The sequence below is a fragment of the Streptomyces sp. NBC_01551 genome (assembly GCF_026339935.1).
In the GTDB taxonomy this organism is placed as follows: Bacteria; Actinomycetota; Actinomycetes; order Streptomycetales; family Streptomycetaceae; genus Streptomyces.
Map to the genome: position 1 here is coordinate 2,243,188 of NZ_JAPEPX010000001.1, position 16,206 is coordinate 2,259,393.

The following is a 16,206-nucleotide window of genomic DNA, read 5'->3' on the forward strand; positions in this document are numbered from 1 at the left end:
CTTACGGGGAAAGGGAGTCAGCGGTAGGTGGCTCTGGTGCGGATACGGGAGACGGCCAGCAGGACCAGCAGGGTGGTGGCCATCAGGACCACGGCGACGGCGGAGCCGCTGAAGAGCGAACCGCGGTCGGTGGCGGTGAAGATCCGGACCGGGAGGGGCATCCAGTCCGGCGGGTAGAGCATCATCGTGGCGCTCAGCTCGCCCATGGACAGGGCGAAGCAGAGTCCGGCGGCCGCGGTGAGGGACGGCAGCAGGAGGGGGAGCTTGACCCGCCACAGCACGTGCGCGGGACGGGCGCCCAGGGAGGCCGCCGCCTGTTCGTACGCCGGGTCGAGACGGACGATCGCAGCCGAAACCGACTGGTAGGCGAACGCCGTGACAAGAATGGTGTGCGCCAGGATCACGATTGAGCTCGTGCCGTTGAGCAGCATCGGGGGCTTGCTGAACGCGACCAGTACGGCGAGGCCGACGACCACGGACGGCACGGCGACCGGGAGCATGAACAGGGCGTCCAGGGAACGCTTTCCGCGCTTCTTCAGCCCGGCGGCGGCCAGCGCCGCCCAGCTGCCGACGGTGAGCGCGAGCAGGCTCGCGACCAGGGCGGTGACCAGCGAGGTCGTCAGTGCCTGGAGGGATTCGCCGCGCGCGGCGGAGGCGTAGTTCTCGGTGGTCGGGCCGGAGGGGAAGGCCCCGGACCAGTGGGTCGAGAAGGACGCGGCCACCACGACGAGCAGCGGCAGGGCGAAGAGGGGCAGGAAGAGGAGGCCGAACAGGCCCCAGGCGGCCCAGCGGCCTGTCTTGCTATGCACCAGCACGCTTGCTCACCACCCGGTAGAGGCCGAACAGGCCGACGGAGATCGCGATGTTGACGACGGCGACCACGCAGGCGGCCGCGTAGTCGGATTCGAGGATCGCCTTGCCGTAGATGAGCATCGGGAGCGTGGTGACGTCCTTGGCTCCGGTGAACAGGACGATCCCGAACTCGTTGAGGCACATGACGAGGACGAGGCTTCCGCCGGCGGCGAGGGCCGGGAGGGCCTCGGGGAGGATGACCCGCCGGATGATCCGGGCGGGCTTCGCGCCGAGCGAGGAGGCCACCTCCAGCTGTGCGGTGTCCAGCTGGGAGAAGGCGGCGAGCAGCGGGCGCATCACGAAGGGCGTGAAGTACGTGATCTCCGCGAGGAGGACGCCCCAGGGGGTGGTGAGGAAGTGGAACGGGCCGTCGGCGGCGCCGGTCAGGTCAGTCCAGACCCCGTTGGCCATGCCCACCGTCCCGTAGATGAAGAGGAGGGCGAGGGTGATGAGGAAGGAGGGGAAGGAGAGGAAGACGTCGATGAACTTCGCGACGGCCTTGGCCCCGGGGAAGGGGACGAAGGCGATGATCAGGGCGAGCGCGAAGCCGAGGACCAGGCAGCCGACCGTGGCGCCGACGGCCAGCCAGACCGTGGTGCCGAGGGCTTCGCGGAAGCCGTGGGAGGCGAACACGGAGGCGTAGGCGTCGAAGGCGCCGCCGCCGTTCTCGGGGGTGAACGACTGCTGGACCACCAGCGCGAGGGGGTAGAGGAAGACCAGCGCGAGCACGGCCACGGGCGGCACGCTCCACAGCCACCGCGGGACACCGGTCCCCTGCGGGGGGCGGATCCTGTGCGGGGTGCGGGAGCCGGACGGGGTGGCGGTGTGGCCGGGGGCGGTGGTGGCGCTGCCCGCGGTGGTGCCGTGGTCGGCAAGGGTGCCGCCGGCGGTGGCGTGGGCGGTCCGGGTGGGGGTGTCCGGTGTGGCGTCGGTGTGCTCCGGGGTCCGGGTGCCCGGCAGGTGCGCGGTTCGGCGCCCGTCCAGGCGGGGGGCCTCAGCCATCCGACACCCCTGCGGCCAGCAGCACGGCGTCGCGGGGTTCGAAGTGCAGGGTCACCTCGTCGCCCAGCGCCGGGGTCTCGCGCAGCTCCGGCAGGTCGGCCTTGACGCGGTGGCCGTCCACGTCGACGTAGAGCCGGTGCGTGGAGCCGCGCCACTGCACCTCGGCGATCGTCCCGGTCAGCGCGTTGGGCCCGGCCCCGAGGCCGAGCAGGTGCGGCCGTACGCACAACGTCGCACTCACGCCCGGCGCGGCCCGCCCACGGTCCAGCTCCAGCGCCCGCCCCGCGAAGAGCGCCCCGGATTCGGCGACGGTCACCGGCAGCAGGTTGGCGTTGCCGACGAACGAGGCGGTGAACTCGGTGCGCGGGGCCCGGTACAGCTCCTGCGGGGTGCCGCAGTCCTGGAGCCGGGCCCGGTCCATGACCGCGATCCGGTCGGCCAGAGTGAGCGCCTCCACCTGGTCGTGCGTGACGTAAAGGATCGACACGTCGGGCAGTTCGCGGTGCAGCCGGGCCAGTTCGGCGAGCATCCCGGAGCGCAGCTGCGCGTCGAGCGCGGAGAGCGGCTCGTCGAGCAGGAGCACCCCGGGGCGGATGGCGAGCGCGCGGGCGATGGCCACGCGCTGCTGCTGTCCGCCGGAGAGCTCGCGCGGGTAGCGCTTGGCGTAGGCCGCCATCCCGGTCATCTCCAGGGCCTCGGCGACCCGGCCCGGGATCTCGGCCTTGGGGGCTTTCTGCGCCTTGAGGCCGAAGGCGACGTTCTCCTCGACCCGCATGTGCGGGAACAGCGCGTACTGCTGGACGACCATCCCGATGCCGCGCTTGTGCGGCGGGAGCGCGGTGACGTCCCGGCCGCCGATCAGCACCCGGCCGGCGGCGGGCCGTACGAACCCGGCGACCGCGCGCAGCGCCGTGGTCTTGCCGGAGCCGGAGGGGCCCAGCAGCGCCATGACCTCGCCCGGCTCGACGGTCAGGTCGAGGGAGTCCAGGACGGTGTTGCCGGCGTAGGCGACCGATACGGAGTCGAAGCGGATGCCGCTCACGCGCCGGACTCCCTCGCCAGGAGCGCGGGGAGGTCGGCGATGGAGGCGAGGACGTGGGTGGCGCCGTGCTCGTCGAGGGTCGCGCGGTCGTGGGCGCCGGTCAGGACGCCCGCCACGATCCCGGCTCCGGCGCGGCGGCCGCTGAGCATGTCGTACGCCGTGTCGCCGGCCACCACGGTCTCGCGGACGTCGGTCGCGGCGCCGGTGCGCAGGAACGCGGCGAGCACCATGTCCGGGTACGGGCGGCCCCGGCCGCCGGCGTCGGCGGGGCAGAGGGTCAGGTCGGCCAGGCCCTGCCAGCCGAGGGCGTCGAGGATGGCGTCCTGGGTGACGCGGGCGAAGCCGGTGGTCAAGGCGACGGTGTGGCCGTCGGCGCGGAGCTTCTCGATGGCCTCGCGGGCGCCGGGGATCGGGGCGATCAGGCCGCCGTCGACGAGTTCCCCGTACGCCTGCTCGAAGGCGGAGTTGGCGCGCTGGGCCAGTTCCTCGGTGCCGAAGAGGTGGCGGAAGACCGAGATCTTCGACTCGCCCATGGTGTCGCGGACGTACTGGAGCTTGGCGGCGTGGTCGGCGCTGCCGGGCTCGACTCCGAGGCGCTCGGCGGCGCGCTCGAAGGCGCGCTCGACGAGGCCGCCGTCGGCGACGGTGGTGCCGGCCATGTCGAGGACGATCAGCCTGCGGGTCTCGTTCGTGCTGCCCGTGCTGCCCGTGCTGCTCGGGCCGCTCGCGTCGTTCAGGTCGCTCATGGTGTCTACCAGCCCAGTTCGTTCGCGGTGGTCTCGGCTATGGCGGGCGAGCAGGTCATCCCGCGCCCGCCGGGTCCGGTCACCAGCCAGACGCCGTCGGCCACCTGCTGGCGGTGGACGACGCGGGTGGTGTCGGTGCACTGCGCGTACACGCCCGCCCAGCGGTGCCGGATCTTCGGCAGCGGGCGGCTCAGGAAGGACTCGACCACCTCGGTGAGGTGCTCGTAGGAGTCTTCGAGGGTGTCGAACGCGAAGGGGTGCTCGTATTCGTGGGTGTCGCCGATGGTCAGCCCGCCGTCGAGGCGCTGGACCATCAGGAGCTGCATCTTGTGCGCGGCGGCGATCGGCGCCTGCGCCTGCCCGGCGTTGAGCGCGTCGAGCGCCTCGCTCTTGTACGCCGGGTAGTAGCGAAAGCTGTCGGCGTCGGCGACCGAGGTGGTCAGCGGCTCGCCGAGCGGGGCGGTCTGCATCATCTGGAGCCGGACGCGGCGCACGGGCAGCTCCGGGGCCAGCTCGCGGACCAGGCCGGACAGCCAGGCGCCGGTGGCCAGGACGACGGTGTCACCGCGGTGGACGTCACCGTGGTCGTCGCGGACGGCGCCGGGGCCGACGACCTCGCGGACCTCGCGTCCGGGGAGGAAGGTGTACCGGCCGGTGGCGCGCAGGGCCTCGCGCAGGTGGAGCTGGGCGGTGCGCGGTTCGACGGCCGCGTCCCGCTCGCACCACAGGGCCGCCTCGAAGGCGCCGCGCAGGGCCGGGTTGATCTGTCGCGCTTCCGCGGCGGTGACCAGTTCGTAGCCACGGGCCGCGGCGTCCGGGCGGGCGGTGGCCGCCTCGGCGACCGCGTACTCGCGGGCGCCCCGCACCGGGGTGAGGGAGCCGATGGCGCGGAAGCCCAGGCCGGGCACCTCCGCGCCGATGCGCTCCCAGAGCTCGCGGGCCCGCAGGGCGGTGTCGAGCTCCTCGCCCCCGGCCCGCCCGCTGACCCAGATCTGGCCGAAATTGCGCAGCGACGCGCCGCGGGCCTCCGCTTCTCGCTCGATCTGGACGACCTCGTGGCCGCGTTCGACTGCTTGCCAGGCGTGCATGGTGCCGACCACGCCGCCTCCGACGACTATGACTCTCACGCCGTCCAAGGTGGGCGCGGCCCGTGACCCGAGGGGATCCGGATGGCAACGGGCCGGTGAACAGCCCTCGACGTTTGGACTAGACCCGTTACCTTCTTGTGATGTCAGTGCGTCCCTTTTTTCAGGATTGATGGCGTTTCCCCTCCCGCTACTCGGGCTTCAGACGGGTCGTGAAGCTGAACCGATCACCACGGTAGAGCGAACGCACCCGCTCCAGCGGCCCGCCGTCCTGATCCCGCGAGAAGCGGTGGATCAGCAGCATCGGAAGGGCCGGCGGGGTGCCGATCAGCAGGGCCTCGCGCGGGGTCGCCAGGACGGTCTCCAGCTTCTCGTCCGCGTCGCCGAAGGAGATGCCGAGGCTGTCGCGGAGGTAGCCGTAGAAGGAGGAGTCCGGCGGGAAATCGCTGTCCAGGCGGGGCGCCCGGGCCACCCGGATGTACGTGCTCTCCAGGCCGACCCGCTCGTCGTCGGCCAGCAGGACGCGCTCCAGGTGCCAGACGGGCTCGCCGGCCTCGGCGCCGATGCCCCGGGCCAGCTCGGGCGGGCACGGGAACCGCTCCAGGCCGATCAGGTTGCGGCCGGGCCGGCGGCCCTGGCGGCGGACGCCCTCGGTGTAGCTCGCGAGCGACAGCGGCTGCTCCAGCTTCGGCCCGGCGACGACGGTGCCCCGCCCCGCGCGGCGCAGCCGGCCCTCCAGGAGCAGCTCGCGCAGGGCCTGCCGCACGGTCTCGCGGGACACCTCGTACCGCTCGGCGAGATCGCGCTCGGTGGGCAGCAGGCCGCCTTCGCCGAGTTCGTCGAGCAGCTCCGCGATGCGGGCCCTGACGGCGTAGTACTTGGGGACGCGGCCGTGCTCGGGGATGCCGGAGCGGACGGGCGAGCCGGGGCGATGGGGCTGGATCTGTTCTTCCACGCTCGGACTTTACGTGCCCTCGGTGAACCGGGATCAGCGCAGGCGGCGCGCCCCGAGCAGCAGCCCGCCGCCGGCCGCGATCGCGGCGATGGCGGCGCTCCCGTACGCCCACTCGCGTGGGCCGGTGTGCGGGCCGGTGTGGGCGAGGGCCCCGGCCTCGCCCGACTCCTCGTCCGGGCCCTCGACCGAGAAGCGGTAGCCGCCGGCCTCGCCGACCCAGTCGCCGTCGTCGCCCTTGCGCTGGACCAGGGCGGCGTCGGCGACGACCTCGCCGTGCGGGGCGTCGGGCGAGAACGCGAGCCGAACCTTGACGGTCATCGAGCCGCCGGCGCCGACGGAGAACCCGGGGAAGGCGTCGCCGCCGTCGAACACGGCGATGATCTCGTCGCGGTCGGTCCGCTCCAGGCTGACCGGGAAGCTGCCGCCGGGGGCGTCGAACTCCATCCGGAGGTGAGCGGGGCGCAGGGCGCGGGCCTTGTCGGTGAACACGACGACGGGGTGGATGGCCGTGCAGGCGGAGCCGGTGGTGTTGGTCAGGTCCAGGAACCAGGTCTGCGCCCCGCCGCCGGTCCGGTACACGGCCGGCCCGCCGCGGATCCGGGCCCCGATGGGGAACGCGGTGCTCTTCCCGTCCCCGCAACTGGCCTGCGCCCGCGAGGGCAACGCGGGCGCGGGGTGGGCGCCACCGCCGGTACCGACGTCCGCGAGGGCGCCGGGCGCCGCGCCGGCGAGGAGGACGCCGGACAGGACGGCCGAGAGGGCAAGGGCTTTGCGCAGTCGCATGGAAGACCTTCGCTGCTCGCCGGACGATGGACGTTGACGTTGACGTTGACGCTGGACGATTGAGGGGAGACCGGCCACCACGGCCGGAGCCACCGAACCTACCCGGAGCACCCCGACCGGACACCGCACCACCGGCCCACCGGCCCGCCGGAACTCCGCACCACCGAAACACCGGTACGACAACCCGACGATCACCCCGGACCTTGCCCGCACCCTCCCACGCCCACCCGACCCCCCACGTCCCACCACGCCTGCCCCACCCCCGTTTACGCCTGATTGGCGCACCTCCGTGGGCGCCACGCACCGACACCATCGAGCGCCGCCGGGACCACGCGGCCCCGCCGGGACCATCCAGCCCCGCCGGCGATTGAGGCGCGGGGGTCCGGGGGCCGGTCCCCGGGAACGGTGCCGCACCGGTGTGATCGGGGGCGCCCCGTCCGGCCCGACGGGGGTTGACGTGTCCGCCGGAGAGGCTCCGTACCGCGGAGGGGCGGGAACCGATCGGCGTCAGCCCGAGCGGCCGAAGAAGGGGGCCAGGATCAGTTCCGCCGCCCCCTCGGCCACCCCCCGCCCGGCCAGGGCAACGGTGGCACCGGCCCCGCGCGCGGCCAGCGCGCCGGAGACGCCGGACACGAACACCCCCGGCGCCCCCTCCACCACACGCCCGCCCAGCACCACCCGGTCCACGTCCAGCAGCGCGACCAGGTTCGCCGCCGCCTCCCCCAGCACGCGCGCGGCCTCCGCCAGATCACCCCGCGCCACGGCATCCAGGCACAGCGCCTCCACACACCCCCGGCCCCCACACCGGCACGGCGGCCCGTCCAGCATCAGCACCTGGTGCCCGAACTCCCCCGCCGCCGACCGCGCCCCGCGGTACACCTCGCCGTTCAGCCGGAGTCCCGCACCCAGGCCGGTGCCGACGTGCAGGTACACCGAAGCCCCGAAATCCCCGCCCGCGCCCGCGCCGGCTCCGGCCCCGGCGTTGGTGTCCTTGTCCACCACCACCGCCACCCCCAACCGCCCCGCCAGTTCCTCCCCCAGCGGGAACCCCTCCCACTCCGGGAACCCCGTCACCCGCCCCAGCACCCCGGTCCGCCGGTCGAGCGGGCCCGGCGCGGCAATTCCCACCCCCAGCACCTGCGACGGCCCCGCACCGGACCCCGGATGCGCGAAGGTCCGTACGACCGCATCCGCCACCGCGTCGACGACCACCCCCGGCCCGGCGCCGAAGTCCAGCGGACCCCGCCAGTCCGCGGTGACGCGGCCCGCCAGGTCGACCCGGACCACCCGCAGCTCGTCCCGGTCCACGTGCACCCCCACCGCGCTCCGCGCCTCCGGCACCAGCCGCAGCAGCGTCCGCGGCTTGCCCCCGGTCGACGCGCCGCGGCCGGCCTCCGCCACCAGCCCCTCGGCCCGCAGCCGCGCCGTGATCTTGCTGACCGCCTGCGGGGTGAGCCCCGTGCGCTCCGCCAGCTCCGACCGCCCGAGGCCCGGCCCCGCCGCTCCCGGGCGCGCACCCGCACCGGCGCCCTCGCTCGCGCCCTCGCTCGCGCCCGCGCCGCGCAGCAGATCCAGCACCAGCGCGTCGTTGTGCCCGCGCAGCGCCGGCAGATTGACGCCGCGCCCCTCACCGTTCGCCCTGTTCACCCGCCCATTCTCCACCCTCCTTGCACTTAAGCAACACTGTTGCCAAAGTAGGGGCATGAACGCCACCGCCCCCGCCGCCACCCCCTACACCCCCGCCGCCCCGCTCCGCGTCGGCCTCGTCGGCTACGGACTCGCCGGTTCCGTCTTCCACGCCCCGCTGGTCTCCGCCACCCCCGGGCTCGTCCTCGACACCGTCGTCACCTCCGACCCCGGCCGCCAGGCCCAGGCGCGCGAGGCCTACCCCGGCGTCCGGATCGCGACCGACGCCGCCGAGCTGTGGGAGGGGCCGGGCGAGCGCGTCGACCTCGTCGTCATCGCCTCCCCCAACAAGACGCACGTCCCGCTCGCCACGGCCGCCCTCACCGCCGGCGTCCCCGTCGTCGTGGACAAGCCGCTCGCCGCCACCGCCGCCGAGGCCGACGCGCTCGCCGACCTGTCCGAGCGGACCGGGACCTTCCTCTCCGTCTTCCAGAACCGCCGCTGGGACAACGACTTCCTCACCCTGCGCCGCCTCATCGCCGACGGCGAACTCGGCGAGATCCAGCGCTTCGAGTCCCGCTTCGAGCGCTGGCGCCCGCAGCTCAAGGGCGGCTGGCGCGAGTCCGGCGCCCCGGAGGAGATCGGCGGCCTGCTGTACGACCTCGGCAGCCACGTCGTGGACCAGGCCCTGGTGCTGTTCGGCCCGGCGGTACGGGTCTACGCGGAGGCGGACGTACGCCGTCCGGGCGCCGAGGCCGACGACGACACCTTCATCGCCCTCACCCACGAGAGCGGGGTCCGCTCGCACCTCTACGTCAGCGCCACCACCGCCCAGCTGGGACCCCGCTTCCGCGCCCTCGGCTCCCGGGCGGGCTACGTCAAGTACGGCCTCGACCCGCAGGAGGCCGCCCTGCGCGACGGGCTGCGGCCCGGCTCGGATCAGCCGTGGGGCGAGGAGCCGGAGCACCTGTGGGGGCGGGTCGGCTCCGGCGAGTCCCCGCTGACCGGCGGCGGAACTCCCGTGGAGACCCTCCCGGGCGACTACCCGGCGTACTACGCGGCCGTGGCGGCGGCGCTGCGCGAGGGCGGACCCTCCCCGGTGGGCGCGCGGGAGGCGGCGCGCTGTCTGGCGGTACTGGAAGCCGCGCGGGTCTCGTCCCGCGACGGGGTGAGCGTGGACCTGCGGTCCGCCCGGGCATGACGAAGACGGGTGAGGGGGCGGCCCGCTCCCTCACCCGCCGTATGTTCACGCGCCGCCGACGCCAACGGCGGACGGCGCGACGGCGCAACGACCGCTAGGCGCTCTTGAACTCCTGCCGCTGGCGGCCGAGGCCCTCGATCTCCACCTCCACGACGGCGCCGGCCCGCAGGAACGGCTTCGGCTCCGGCTGGCCTGCGGCCACACCGGCCGGCGTACCGGTGACGATGACGTCGCCCGGGTACAGGGTCATGAAGTGGCTCAGGTACCGCACGACCTCGCCGACCGGGAAGATCTGGTCCGAGGTGTGACCGTCCTGCTTGAGCTCACCGTCGACCCAGAGCTTCACGTCCAGGGCCTGCGGGTCCGCCACCTCGTCGGCCGTGACCAGCCACGGGCCGAGCGGGGTGAAGGTCTCGCAGTTCTTGCCCTTGTCCCAGGTGCCGCCGCGCTCGATCTGGAACGCGCGCTCCGTGACGTCGTTGGCCAGGACGTAGCCGCCCACGTGCGCCAGACCCTGCTCGGCGGAGTCCAGGTAGCGGGCGGTGGCGCCGATGACGACGCCGAGCTCGGCCTCCCAGTCGGTCTTCACGCTGCCGCGCGGGATCAGCACCGTGTCGTCCGGGCCGACCACGGTGTCCGGGGCCTTCAGGAACACGATCGGCTCGGCCGGCGCCTCCGCGCCGACCTCGGCCGCGTGGCCGTGGTAGTTCAGCCCGATGCCCACGATCTTGCCGATGCGGCCGATCGGGGAGCCGATGCGCAGCCCCTCCGCGTCGAGGACCGGGAGCCCGCCGGACTCCGCCGCGTCCCGTACGCGGGACAGCACGGAGTCGTCGGCGAGCAGGTCGCCGTCCACATCCGTGACCAGGGCGGAGAGGTCGCGGAGGGTGCCGTCCTGGGCGAGCAGCGCGGGGCGCTCGGCGCCGATCGGTCCGACACGCAGCAGCTTCATGGGCGTTCTCCCGTGGTCGAGGGTGGTCGGCCCATGGGCGTGCCACGGGCCGGCCGATGGGTTGCGGCCATCGGAGGATTGGTTGATCCTCCAAGAAGTACGACCAATCCGCAAGACCCTGTTCACAGACTGGAACGCACGCCCGCCCCCTCGCTCACGCTCACGCTCGCGCTCGCCCGGTCCTTGCGGTGCTGGAGCCAGGCCCGCTCCGCCACCGACCAGGCGGTGGTGGTCAGCAGGTAGAGCCCGGCGGCCAGCGGCACCACACCAGCGGTGATCAGCGTCCCGAACGACAGCAGGGGCAGTACGCCGCCCAGCTTCCGCATCGCCTCCAGCTGCTCGGCGGTCACCGCCGCCGGCGCCCCGCCCTTGGGCCCCTTGGCACCCTTGGCGCCCTTGGCCCCCTTGGCCGTCGACACCTGGGGCAGCACCGGAGCCGGGGCAGCCGCCGCGGCACGCCGTCCCCGTACCGCGCTCACCGCGGCCACGACACCGATCGCCGCGAACAGCCCCAGGAACACCAGCCCCTGGGCCCCGAACAGGCCGCCCTCACCCAGCGCCTCGGTCCAGCGGGCCCCGAGCGGCGCGGCGAAGAGCCGGTGCCCGAGCAGCTCGTTCGCCGCTCCGCCGACCTCGGCGGAGGAGAACGCCTGGTACATGACGAAGAACACCGGCAGCTGCAACAGCACCGGCAGGCACCCGGCGACCGGGGTCGCGCCCCGGAACGCCGCACGGCTGAGAGGGTGCAGGGCAAGCCGTACGAGCACGGTGAACAGCACGATCGCGGCAGCGGTCGCGGACTCGGCCAGTACCGGCTCCAGGAGCCGGCCCAGCTGGGCAACAAGATGAACGAAAACGGACACGCGGGCCCTCCGAGGGGTCTCGTCGAACGTCGAAAGAGATGCATTTCGGCGTGACGACCCGCGAGGGGCGACGACAGTGATCAGAGAACAGCTGGTGCGTGCGTGAGTACTGCGCGCCCCTACGCGGCCGTCAGGACGAGACGGCCGGGTGCCCTCGGCCGCGAACGGCCCGAGGCGTCGGGATCGCGCTGCGGCAGGAAGGCCGTGCGCTGCTCGCGATCACGGATCGCGGTGCGTATTCGGTGCGGCGGCACGGGCCGCACGAGCCGGGCCGCCAGAGCGGCGGCGCCCACGGCCACGGCGGCGGCGAACACCACCACGGCACCGGCCAGGCCGCTCTCTCCGAGCACCAGCCCGAGGAACCCGCCGAGCACCAAGAGCGATATGAGAAGGGCACCCAGGGAAAAGCGCGAACCAACCGCCCTGTCCATCGAAGGCCCTCCTCTCCTCGCGAACTCCTCGCGAACCGCGAACGTGTGCTCGACCCGATCCTAACGGCCCGCACTGACAGCACCAGAGCCGGAACCAGAACGTGACCCGGAACCGGGACCCGGACCAGGCCCGGGACCGGAGCAGCTGGCTGGCGAGCCAGCTAGCGCTTGAGCGTTCCCCACACCACGAGCCGGTACTTCGAGCTGTACTCGGGAGTGCAGGTGGTGAGCGTGATGTACGCACCGGGCTCGCTGTATCCGACCTCCGGCTTCACGACACTGCGCGGCACCGGCGCGATCACCCCGGTGTCCCGCTCGCTCGTCTCCGGAAGGATCTTCCCCACGACGTACACGAAGCGCCGCCCCCTGACGTCGACGGTCAGCTCGTCCCCCGCCCGCAGCCGGTTGACGTACCGGAACGGCTCCCCGTGGGTATTGCGATGCCCGGCCAGCGCGAAGTTCCCGCGCTCCCCGGGCGCAGCCGTCCCGGGGTAGTGCCCGACGTAGCCCTTGTCGAGCACGCCCCGCTTGTCGATCCCCTGCGCGACGGGCACGGTCAGCCCGAGCCGCGGAATCCGCAGCACGGCGTACGCCCCTTTCGGGGCCTGAGCCGGGCTCCGAGGCTTGGCCGCACCACCCCCGCCCCCGGGCGAGGACGCCGCCGGCGCCCCCGACCCACCACCCTCAGGCTCAGGGACATCACCCTCACCGGCACCCACAGGGTCAGGACCAGCCTCTACCCCAGCCCCAGGGGCATCCCCAACCCCAGGGTCAGGATCAGGGTCAGGGTCAGGACCACCAGCCCACCGACTCTCCAGCTCCCGCACCTGCTCCTGGGCGGCGGCAGCGGCCTGCCGGTTGGTCCACCACACCTGGTGCACCACCAGCAACAACACCACCACACCCACCGTGACGGTCAGTTCGGCGACGGCCCACAACACCCGCGCGAGCCCGGCGCCGCGCGCCCGCCGGCCGCTCCCCTGCACCACCACACGCAAGTGATCCCGCACGGGCGGCACCCTAAGTCCTCCCCCGTCAACTGACCAGCAGCAGTACGGTGTGAACCATGCGCCCCGACACGCCTGCCGAGCACATCGCCGAAGCCGAGCGCCTCATCCGCACGGCGACCCGCTACCCCGAGGACCAGGAGCCCTTGCTCCTCCAGGCCGCGGCCCACCTCGAACTGGCCGACGCACGCGAACGGGCGAGCACGCTCTACGACCAACTCCTGGCCGCCTCGCCCGCGAACCCGCACCTGATCAAGGCCCTCCAGGCCGCCAACCTCTGGGAGTACGGCCACGAGCCCGAGGCCCGCGCCCTCATCCAGGGCATCCGCGCGGCAGCCCCCGCGGACCCGGCCCCGTGGGAGGTCATCGCGGAAGCCCTCGAAGCCCACGACGAGTTGACCACCTCCGAGGAATGCTTCACCGAGGCCGCGACCCTCCTCATCCCGGAGCACGCGCCCCTCACGCAGGCCACCACCGCGCTCCTGACGGGCCGCCACCGCGTCCGCCGCCTCCTCGGGCTCCCGCACGACGACTGGGACATGGTCGCCGACACCCGTCACATCGGCCCGATCCCGCTGGACGAGCTCCACGACCCCAAGCGCATCTGGGCCCTGGGCTCCGACGACCCGGCCGAACTCCGCGCCGAGATCGCCCGCCTCCGCGCCGAACTCGGCGACCGCCGCGCGGCGCTCTCCCGCCCCTTCCCGGTGGCCATCCTCCACTGGCCCCAGCGCGAACTGGCGGAACTCCTCACCTCGTACCCGACCCTGGCAGCGGAATACCCGTCCCACGAGGCACACCTCCGCGAAATCGAGGCATCCCTCCGCGCCCTCGCCGCCTCGGGCACCACCAACCTGGGCATCGTCACGGCGAGCGTCCCCTCCTACGAGGCCTTCGCGGCCTCGGAGAAGACCTCCCCGGCCTCCCCGTCCCTCCTGGCCGAATACGCCACCACCCTCGCGGCCCGCGGCAAAGCCACCCCCTGGCCCCCCACCCCCACATCCCCCTGCTGGTGCACCTCAGGCAAGCCCTACCCGGAGTGCCACGGTTAGTCCGGCCTCGGCGGCGTTCCCGGCGTCCGATCGGCCTGAGTCATGTACACCGGGCCCGACGCCGGCAAACGTCAAACAAGGCGCTTCGCCTGCGCTTTGGCCGCCATGTCGCGTCGACGCGACAGCACGGTCAGTCGCACGCGCTCTGCCGCCTCGTCCGCCGCCTCGTGTTCCCAGACGCGGACGGACAGCCAGCCGAATTCCGCGAGACGCGCGTCGGTGTCGTGGTCGCGGGCTCGGTTGCCCTCGATCTTCGCGCGCCAGAACTCCGCGTTGCGGCGGGGCCACGTCGCGTGTTCGGGGCACCCGTGCCAGAAGCAACCGTCCACGAAGACGGCGACGCGCGCGGGGCCGAAGACGATGTCGGCCTCCCGCCGCACCCCCTTCACCGGGCGCCGATGCACCCGATAGCGCAGACCTGCCGCGTGCAGCGCACGCCGCAAGGCCACTTCGATCCGCGTGTCCTTGCTCTTCTGCCGGCTCATGCGAGCGCGGACGGCAGGCGTGCTCTCGAAGGCTTCCACCCTGCCATTGTCAGGGAATCGGCAGCTCCAGTTGGACGTGGCCGCGGGCTAGGGCTGTGGGTGGGGTGGGGCGGGTGGAGCCTAGGGTCAGGAGGGTGCGGAGGGCTGCGAGGACTTCCGTCGGGGTGTCGCGGATCATCGACGGGGTTGCGCTGGCGACGAGGATGCCGTGGGACTCCAGGCGGAGGCGGCGGCGGAGGGTGGCGTGCCAGGCGTCGCGGGTGTAGTGGTACTCCGCCGAGTCGATCTCCAGGGCCACGCCCTCGTCGGGCCAGTAGGCGTCCGGGGAGGCCAGGAAGGTGCCGGCCGGGGTGTAGAGGCGGGCGTTCCACAGCGGGGTCGGGAGGTCCGTCGCCGTGAGGGTGTCGCGGGCCTGGGCCTCGGCGACCGAGCGGACGCCGGCCAGGAGTTCCGCCGCGGCCGCGCGGATCGCGGGGCGGGCCAGGAGGCGGGAGAGACGGAGTTCGGCGTGCAGGTCCTGCGGGTGGCACCAGCCGGACTGGACGACGCCGGCCAGGACCGAGCGGACCAGGTCGGGGTCCTCGGTGCGCGAGGCGAAGTCTGCCGCCGCGCGGACCGGGCGGGTGCTGGGGATGCCCGAGACGGTGATGGTGCGCGGCCAGCGGGTGGTCGGGAGCGGGCGGACCTCCGGGGTGCCGGCGGGCCGGCGCGGGGCGCGGACCAGGACGTCCGCCGGGGTGTGCGGGGCGTCGCGGATGCCGAGGAGGGCCAGGGCGGCGCCGCCGGTGAGGGCGGCCGTGTCCCCGGACAGGGGGTCGGAGGTGGGCTCGGCGGCGTACAGGACGGCAGCGAGGGCGCGTTGGCGGTGGTCCGGGGGCCCGGTCTGGAGCAGGTACACCCGGGGCAGTAAGCGCTGCCAGGGGCCGCCGGTGCGGGAGGTGCCGGAGGTACGGGAGGTGATGGTGCCCGGGGGGATTCCGGCGGCGGTGAGCTGGTGGCGGGTGGCCAGGTTGAGCTGCCTGCGGGCCACCTTCGCGGCCTGGCCGGCGCCGCCGACGACGACGCCTGACGAGTTCGTGATCATGCTGCCGGTATGCCCGGACGGCGCGGCCCCCAAGACACCGGCAATCGGCGCTACCCCGCTACTCCCCGGACCCGCCGTCCTCGCGGCCCGGGTGGTCCGGGGCCAGGAAGACGACGACGCCCGTCTCGGTGCCGGGGAGCGGCGTGACCTCGTGCCAGCCGAGCCTCCGATACGTCGCCACCGTGTCCTTGGCCAGCCGGGACGTCAGCAGCCAGGCCCGCCGGTCGGGGGCGTCGGCGGTGATCTCGGTGAGCAGCGCCCGGCCGGTGCCGTGGCCGCGCGCGTACGGGCGTACGGCGAGCTCGTCGATCTCCAGGGCGCCGGTCAGGAGTTCCCGTACGCGCTGCGGGCCGAGCTGCGAGGCGACCTGGGCGTACGCGCGGTTCTTCGGGAAGGCGGCCGGGGTGATCCAGCCGGTGGCGAAGCCGTCGATGCCGGTCGCGGACTGGGCGAGGGCGGTACGGAATCCAGCGCGCCGGGAGTCGGCCTGGAGGCGGGTGGCGAACTGGCGAATGGTTTCTTCGCCTTCGTTCCACGGTGGGCCCGAGAAGACCTCGGCGTAGGCGTCGACCAGTTCGTCCACGAGGTCGAGGACGGCCTGTCCGTAGCAGATCACGATGTGCCGGCTCCTGGTGTGGTGGGGTGGTGGAGGTGGGGTGGGGGTGATTTTCCCGTTTGGGGTGGGAGAGCGAATTTAGGTGCTTCGGGTTCCCGGGGCACGCATCGCACGGATCAGGAGAGTGTGCGACAAATCCCCTCAGTGTCGTCCGTGTCGGGACACCCGGCGGCCGCGTTGAACAGCCCGTGGACAGACTGCTGCGGGCGGCCGGCCGGTGCGGGCTCGCGTTCCTGCTCGTCCTCGGGATCGTGGCGCTGCTGCCGGGTGCCGTGCGGGACGCGGTGCCGGACGCGGTGATCGGCGGGGCCGTGCTCGTGCTGGGGGCGCTGGGCGCCCGTCGGGTGGCGAGGCGGCCGCGTTAGCCTCGTAGGACGTGTGACCGGTACGACTCGTACGACTCGTACGACAACGACGTGAAGGT

At 73.5% G+C, this 16,206-nt stretch carries 18 protein-coding genes; 3 read left to right on the forward strand and 15 right to left on the reverse strand.

Annotation, left to right across the window (positions count from 1 at the left end; translation table 11 throughout):
* Window positions 1–17: 17 nt before the first annotated feature.
* The 8 genes from OG982_RS10060 to OG982_RS10095 all read right to left on the reverse strand — a co-directional run bounded on the left by OG982_RS10060 (window position 18) and on the right by OG982_RS10095 (window position 8,112).
* A complete protein-coding gene (locus OG982_RS10060; protein WP_266787943.1) occupies window positions 18–815 on the reverse strand; it encodes an ABC transporter permease in 798 nt (265 codons plus the stop codon).
* Complete coding sequence (locus OG982_RS10065) at window positions 802–1,854, reverse strand: 2-aminoethylphosphonate ABC transporter permease subunit (protein WP_266948353.1); 1,053 nt, start codon at window positions 1,852–1,854, stop codon at window positions 802–804. The genes OG982_RS10060 and OG982_RS10065 overlap by 14 nt, the downstream gene beginning before the upstream one ends.
* Window positions 1,847–2,896, reverse strand: coding sequence for an ABC transporter ATP-binding protein (locus OG982_RS10070; RefSeq protein ID WP_266948355.1), 1,050 nt, complete (start codon window positions 2,894–2,896; stop codon window positions 1,847–1,849). Before OG982_RS10070 ends, OG982_RS10065 begins: the two co-directional genes overlap by 8 nt.
* Complete coding sequence (locus OG982_RS10075; RefSeq protein WP_266948356.1) at window positions 2,893–3,642, reverse strand: phosphonatase-like hydrolase; 750 nt, start codon at window positions 3,640–3,642, stop codon at window positions 2,893–2,895. The genes OG982_RS10070 and OG982_RS10075 overlap by 4 nt, the downstream gene beginning before the upstream one ends.
* Before the next feature lie 5 nt (window positions 3,643–3,647).
* Entirely contained in the window at window positions 3,648–4,769 is a 1,122-nt protein-coding gene (locus OG982_RS10080; protein ID WP_266948357.1) for a TIGR03364 family FAD-dependent oxidoreductase, read from the reverse strand.
* 148 nt (window positions 4,770–4,917) lie between these two features.
* A complete protein-coding gene (locus OG982_RS10085) occupies window positions 4,918–5,682 on the reverse strand; it encodes a GntR family transcriptional regulator (protein WP_266787938.1) in 765 nt (254 codons plus the stop codon).
* 33 nt (window positions 5,683–5,715) lie between these two features.
* The gene (locus tag OG982_RS10090) at window positions 5,716–6,465 is read right to left on the reverse strand and encodes a hypothetical protein (protein ID WP_266948358.1); all 750 of its coding nucleotides are present in this window, start codon (window positions 6,463–6,465) and stop codon (window positions 5,716–5,718) included.
* Between the two features lie 507 nt (window positions 6,466–6,972).
* Entirely contained in the window at window positions 6,973–8,112 is a 1,140-nt protein-coding gene (locus OG982_RS10095; RefSeq protein ID WP_266948359.1) for an ROK family transcriptional regulator, read from the reverse strand.
* 55 nt (window positions 8,113–8,167) lie between these two features.
* On the opposite strand from OG982_RS10095, the gene OG982_RS10100 reads away from it, so the two are divergent.
* On the forward strand, window positions 8,168–9,292 hold the full coding sequence (locus OG982_RS10100; RefSeq protein WP_266948360.1) for a Gfo/Idh/MocA family oxidoreductase: 1,125 nt from the start codon (window positions 8,168–8,170) through the stop codon (window positions 9,290–9,292).
* 94 nt (window positions 9,293–9,386) lie between these two features.
* On the opposite strand, the gene OG982_RS10105 is transcribed toward OG982_RS10100, so the two are convergent.
* From OG982_RS10105 to OG982_RS10120, 4 genes are all read right to left on the reverse strand, one after another.
* Window positions 9,387–10,244, reverse strand: coding sequence for a fumarylacetoacetate hydrolase family protein (locus tag OG982_RS10105; RefSeq protein ID WP_266787934.1), 858 nt, complete (start codon window positions 10,242–10,244; stop codon window positions 9,387–9,389).
* A 122-nt stretch (window positions 10,245–10,366) separates the two neighbouring features.
* Window positions 10,367–11,107 carry a YidC/Oxa1 family membrane protein insertase gene (locus tag OG982_RS10110; RefSeq protein WP_266948362.1) on the reverse strand — a complete coding sequence of 247 codons (741 nt, stop codon included), beginning with the start codon at window positions 11,105–11,107 and terminating at the stop codon, window positions 10,367–10,369.
* A gap of 119 nt (window positions 11,108–11,226) precedes the next feature.
* Entirely contained in the window at window positions 11,227–11,538 is a 312-nt protein-coding gene (locus OG982_RS10115; RefSeq protein ID WP_266948363.1) for a DUF6412 domain-containing protein, read from the reverse strand.
* A gap of 161 nt (window positions 11,539–11,699) precedes the next feature.
* Window positions 11,700–12,557 (reverse strand): class E sortase, encoded by an 858-nt coding sequence (locus OG982_RS10120; protein WP_323139242.1) that lies wholly within the window; start codon window positions 12,555–12,557, stop codon window positions 11,700–11,702.
* 47 nt (window positions 12,558–12,604) lie between these two features.
* Between OG982_RS10120 and OG982_RS10125 the strand changes: the two genes are divergently transcribed.
* Entirely contained in the window at window positions 12,605–13,597 is a 993-nt protein-coding gene (locus OG982_RS10125) for a hypothetical protein (RefSeq protein WP_266948364.1), read from the forward strand.
* Window positions 13,598–13,668: 71 nt separating this feature from the next.
* Here the strand turns inward: OG982_RS10125 and OG982_RS10130 are convergent, their stop codons facing one another.
* From OG982_RS10130 to OG982_RS10140, 3 genes are read right to left on the reverse strand one after another with little or no spacing between them, the layout of a single operon-like run.
* The gene (locus tag OG982_RS10130) at window positions 13,669–14,121 is read right to left on the reverse strand and encodes a very short patch repair endonuclease (RefSeq protein WP_266948365.1); all 453 of its coding nucleotides are present in this window, start codon (window positions 14,119–14,121) and stop codon (window positions 13,669–13,671) included.
* Window positions 14,122–14,131: 10 nt separating this feature from the next.
* Window positions 14,132–15,166, reverse strand: coding sequence for a hypothetical protein (locus tag OG982_RS10135; RefSeq protein WP_266948366.1), 1,035 nt, complete (start codon window positions 15,164–15,166; stop codon window positions 14,132–14,134).
* A gap of 58 nt (window positions 15,167–15,224) precedes the next feature.
* A complete protein-coding gene (locus OG982_RS10140) occupies window positions 15,225–15,782 on the reverse strand; it encodes a GNAT family N-acetyltransferase (protein WP_266787928.1) in 558 nt (185 codons plus the stop codon).
* Between the two features lie 188 nt (window positions 15,783–15,970).
* Between OG982_RS10140 and OG982_RS10145 the strand changes: the two genes are divergently transcribed.
* On the forward strand, window positions 15,971–16,147 hold the full coding sequence (locus OG982_RS10145) for a hypothetical protein (protein WP_266787927.1): 177 nt from the start codon (window positions 15,971–15,973) through the stop codon (window positions 16,145–16,147).
* The last annotated feature ends 59 nt before the right edge of the window (window positions 16,148–16,206 follow it).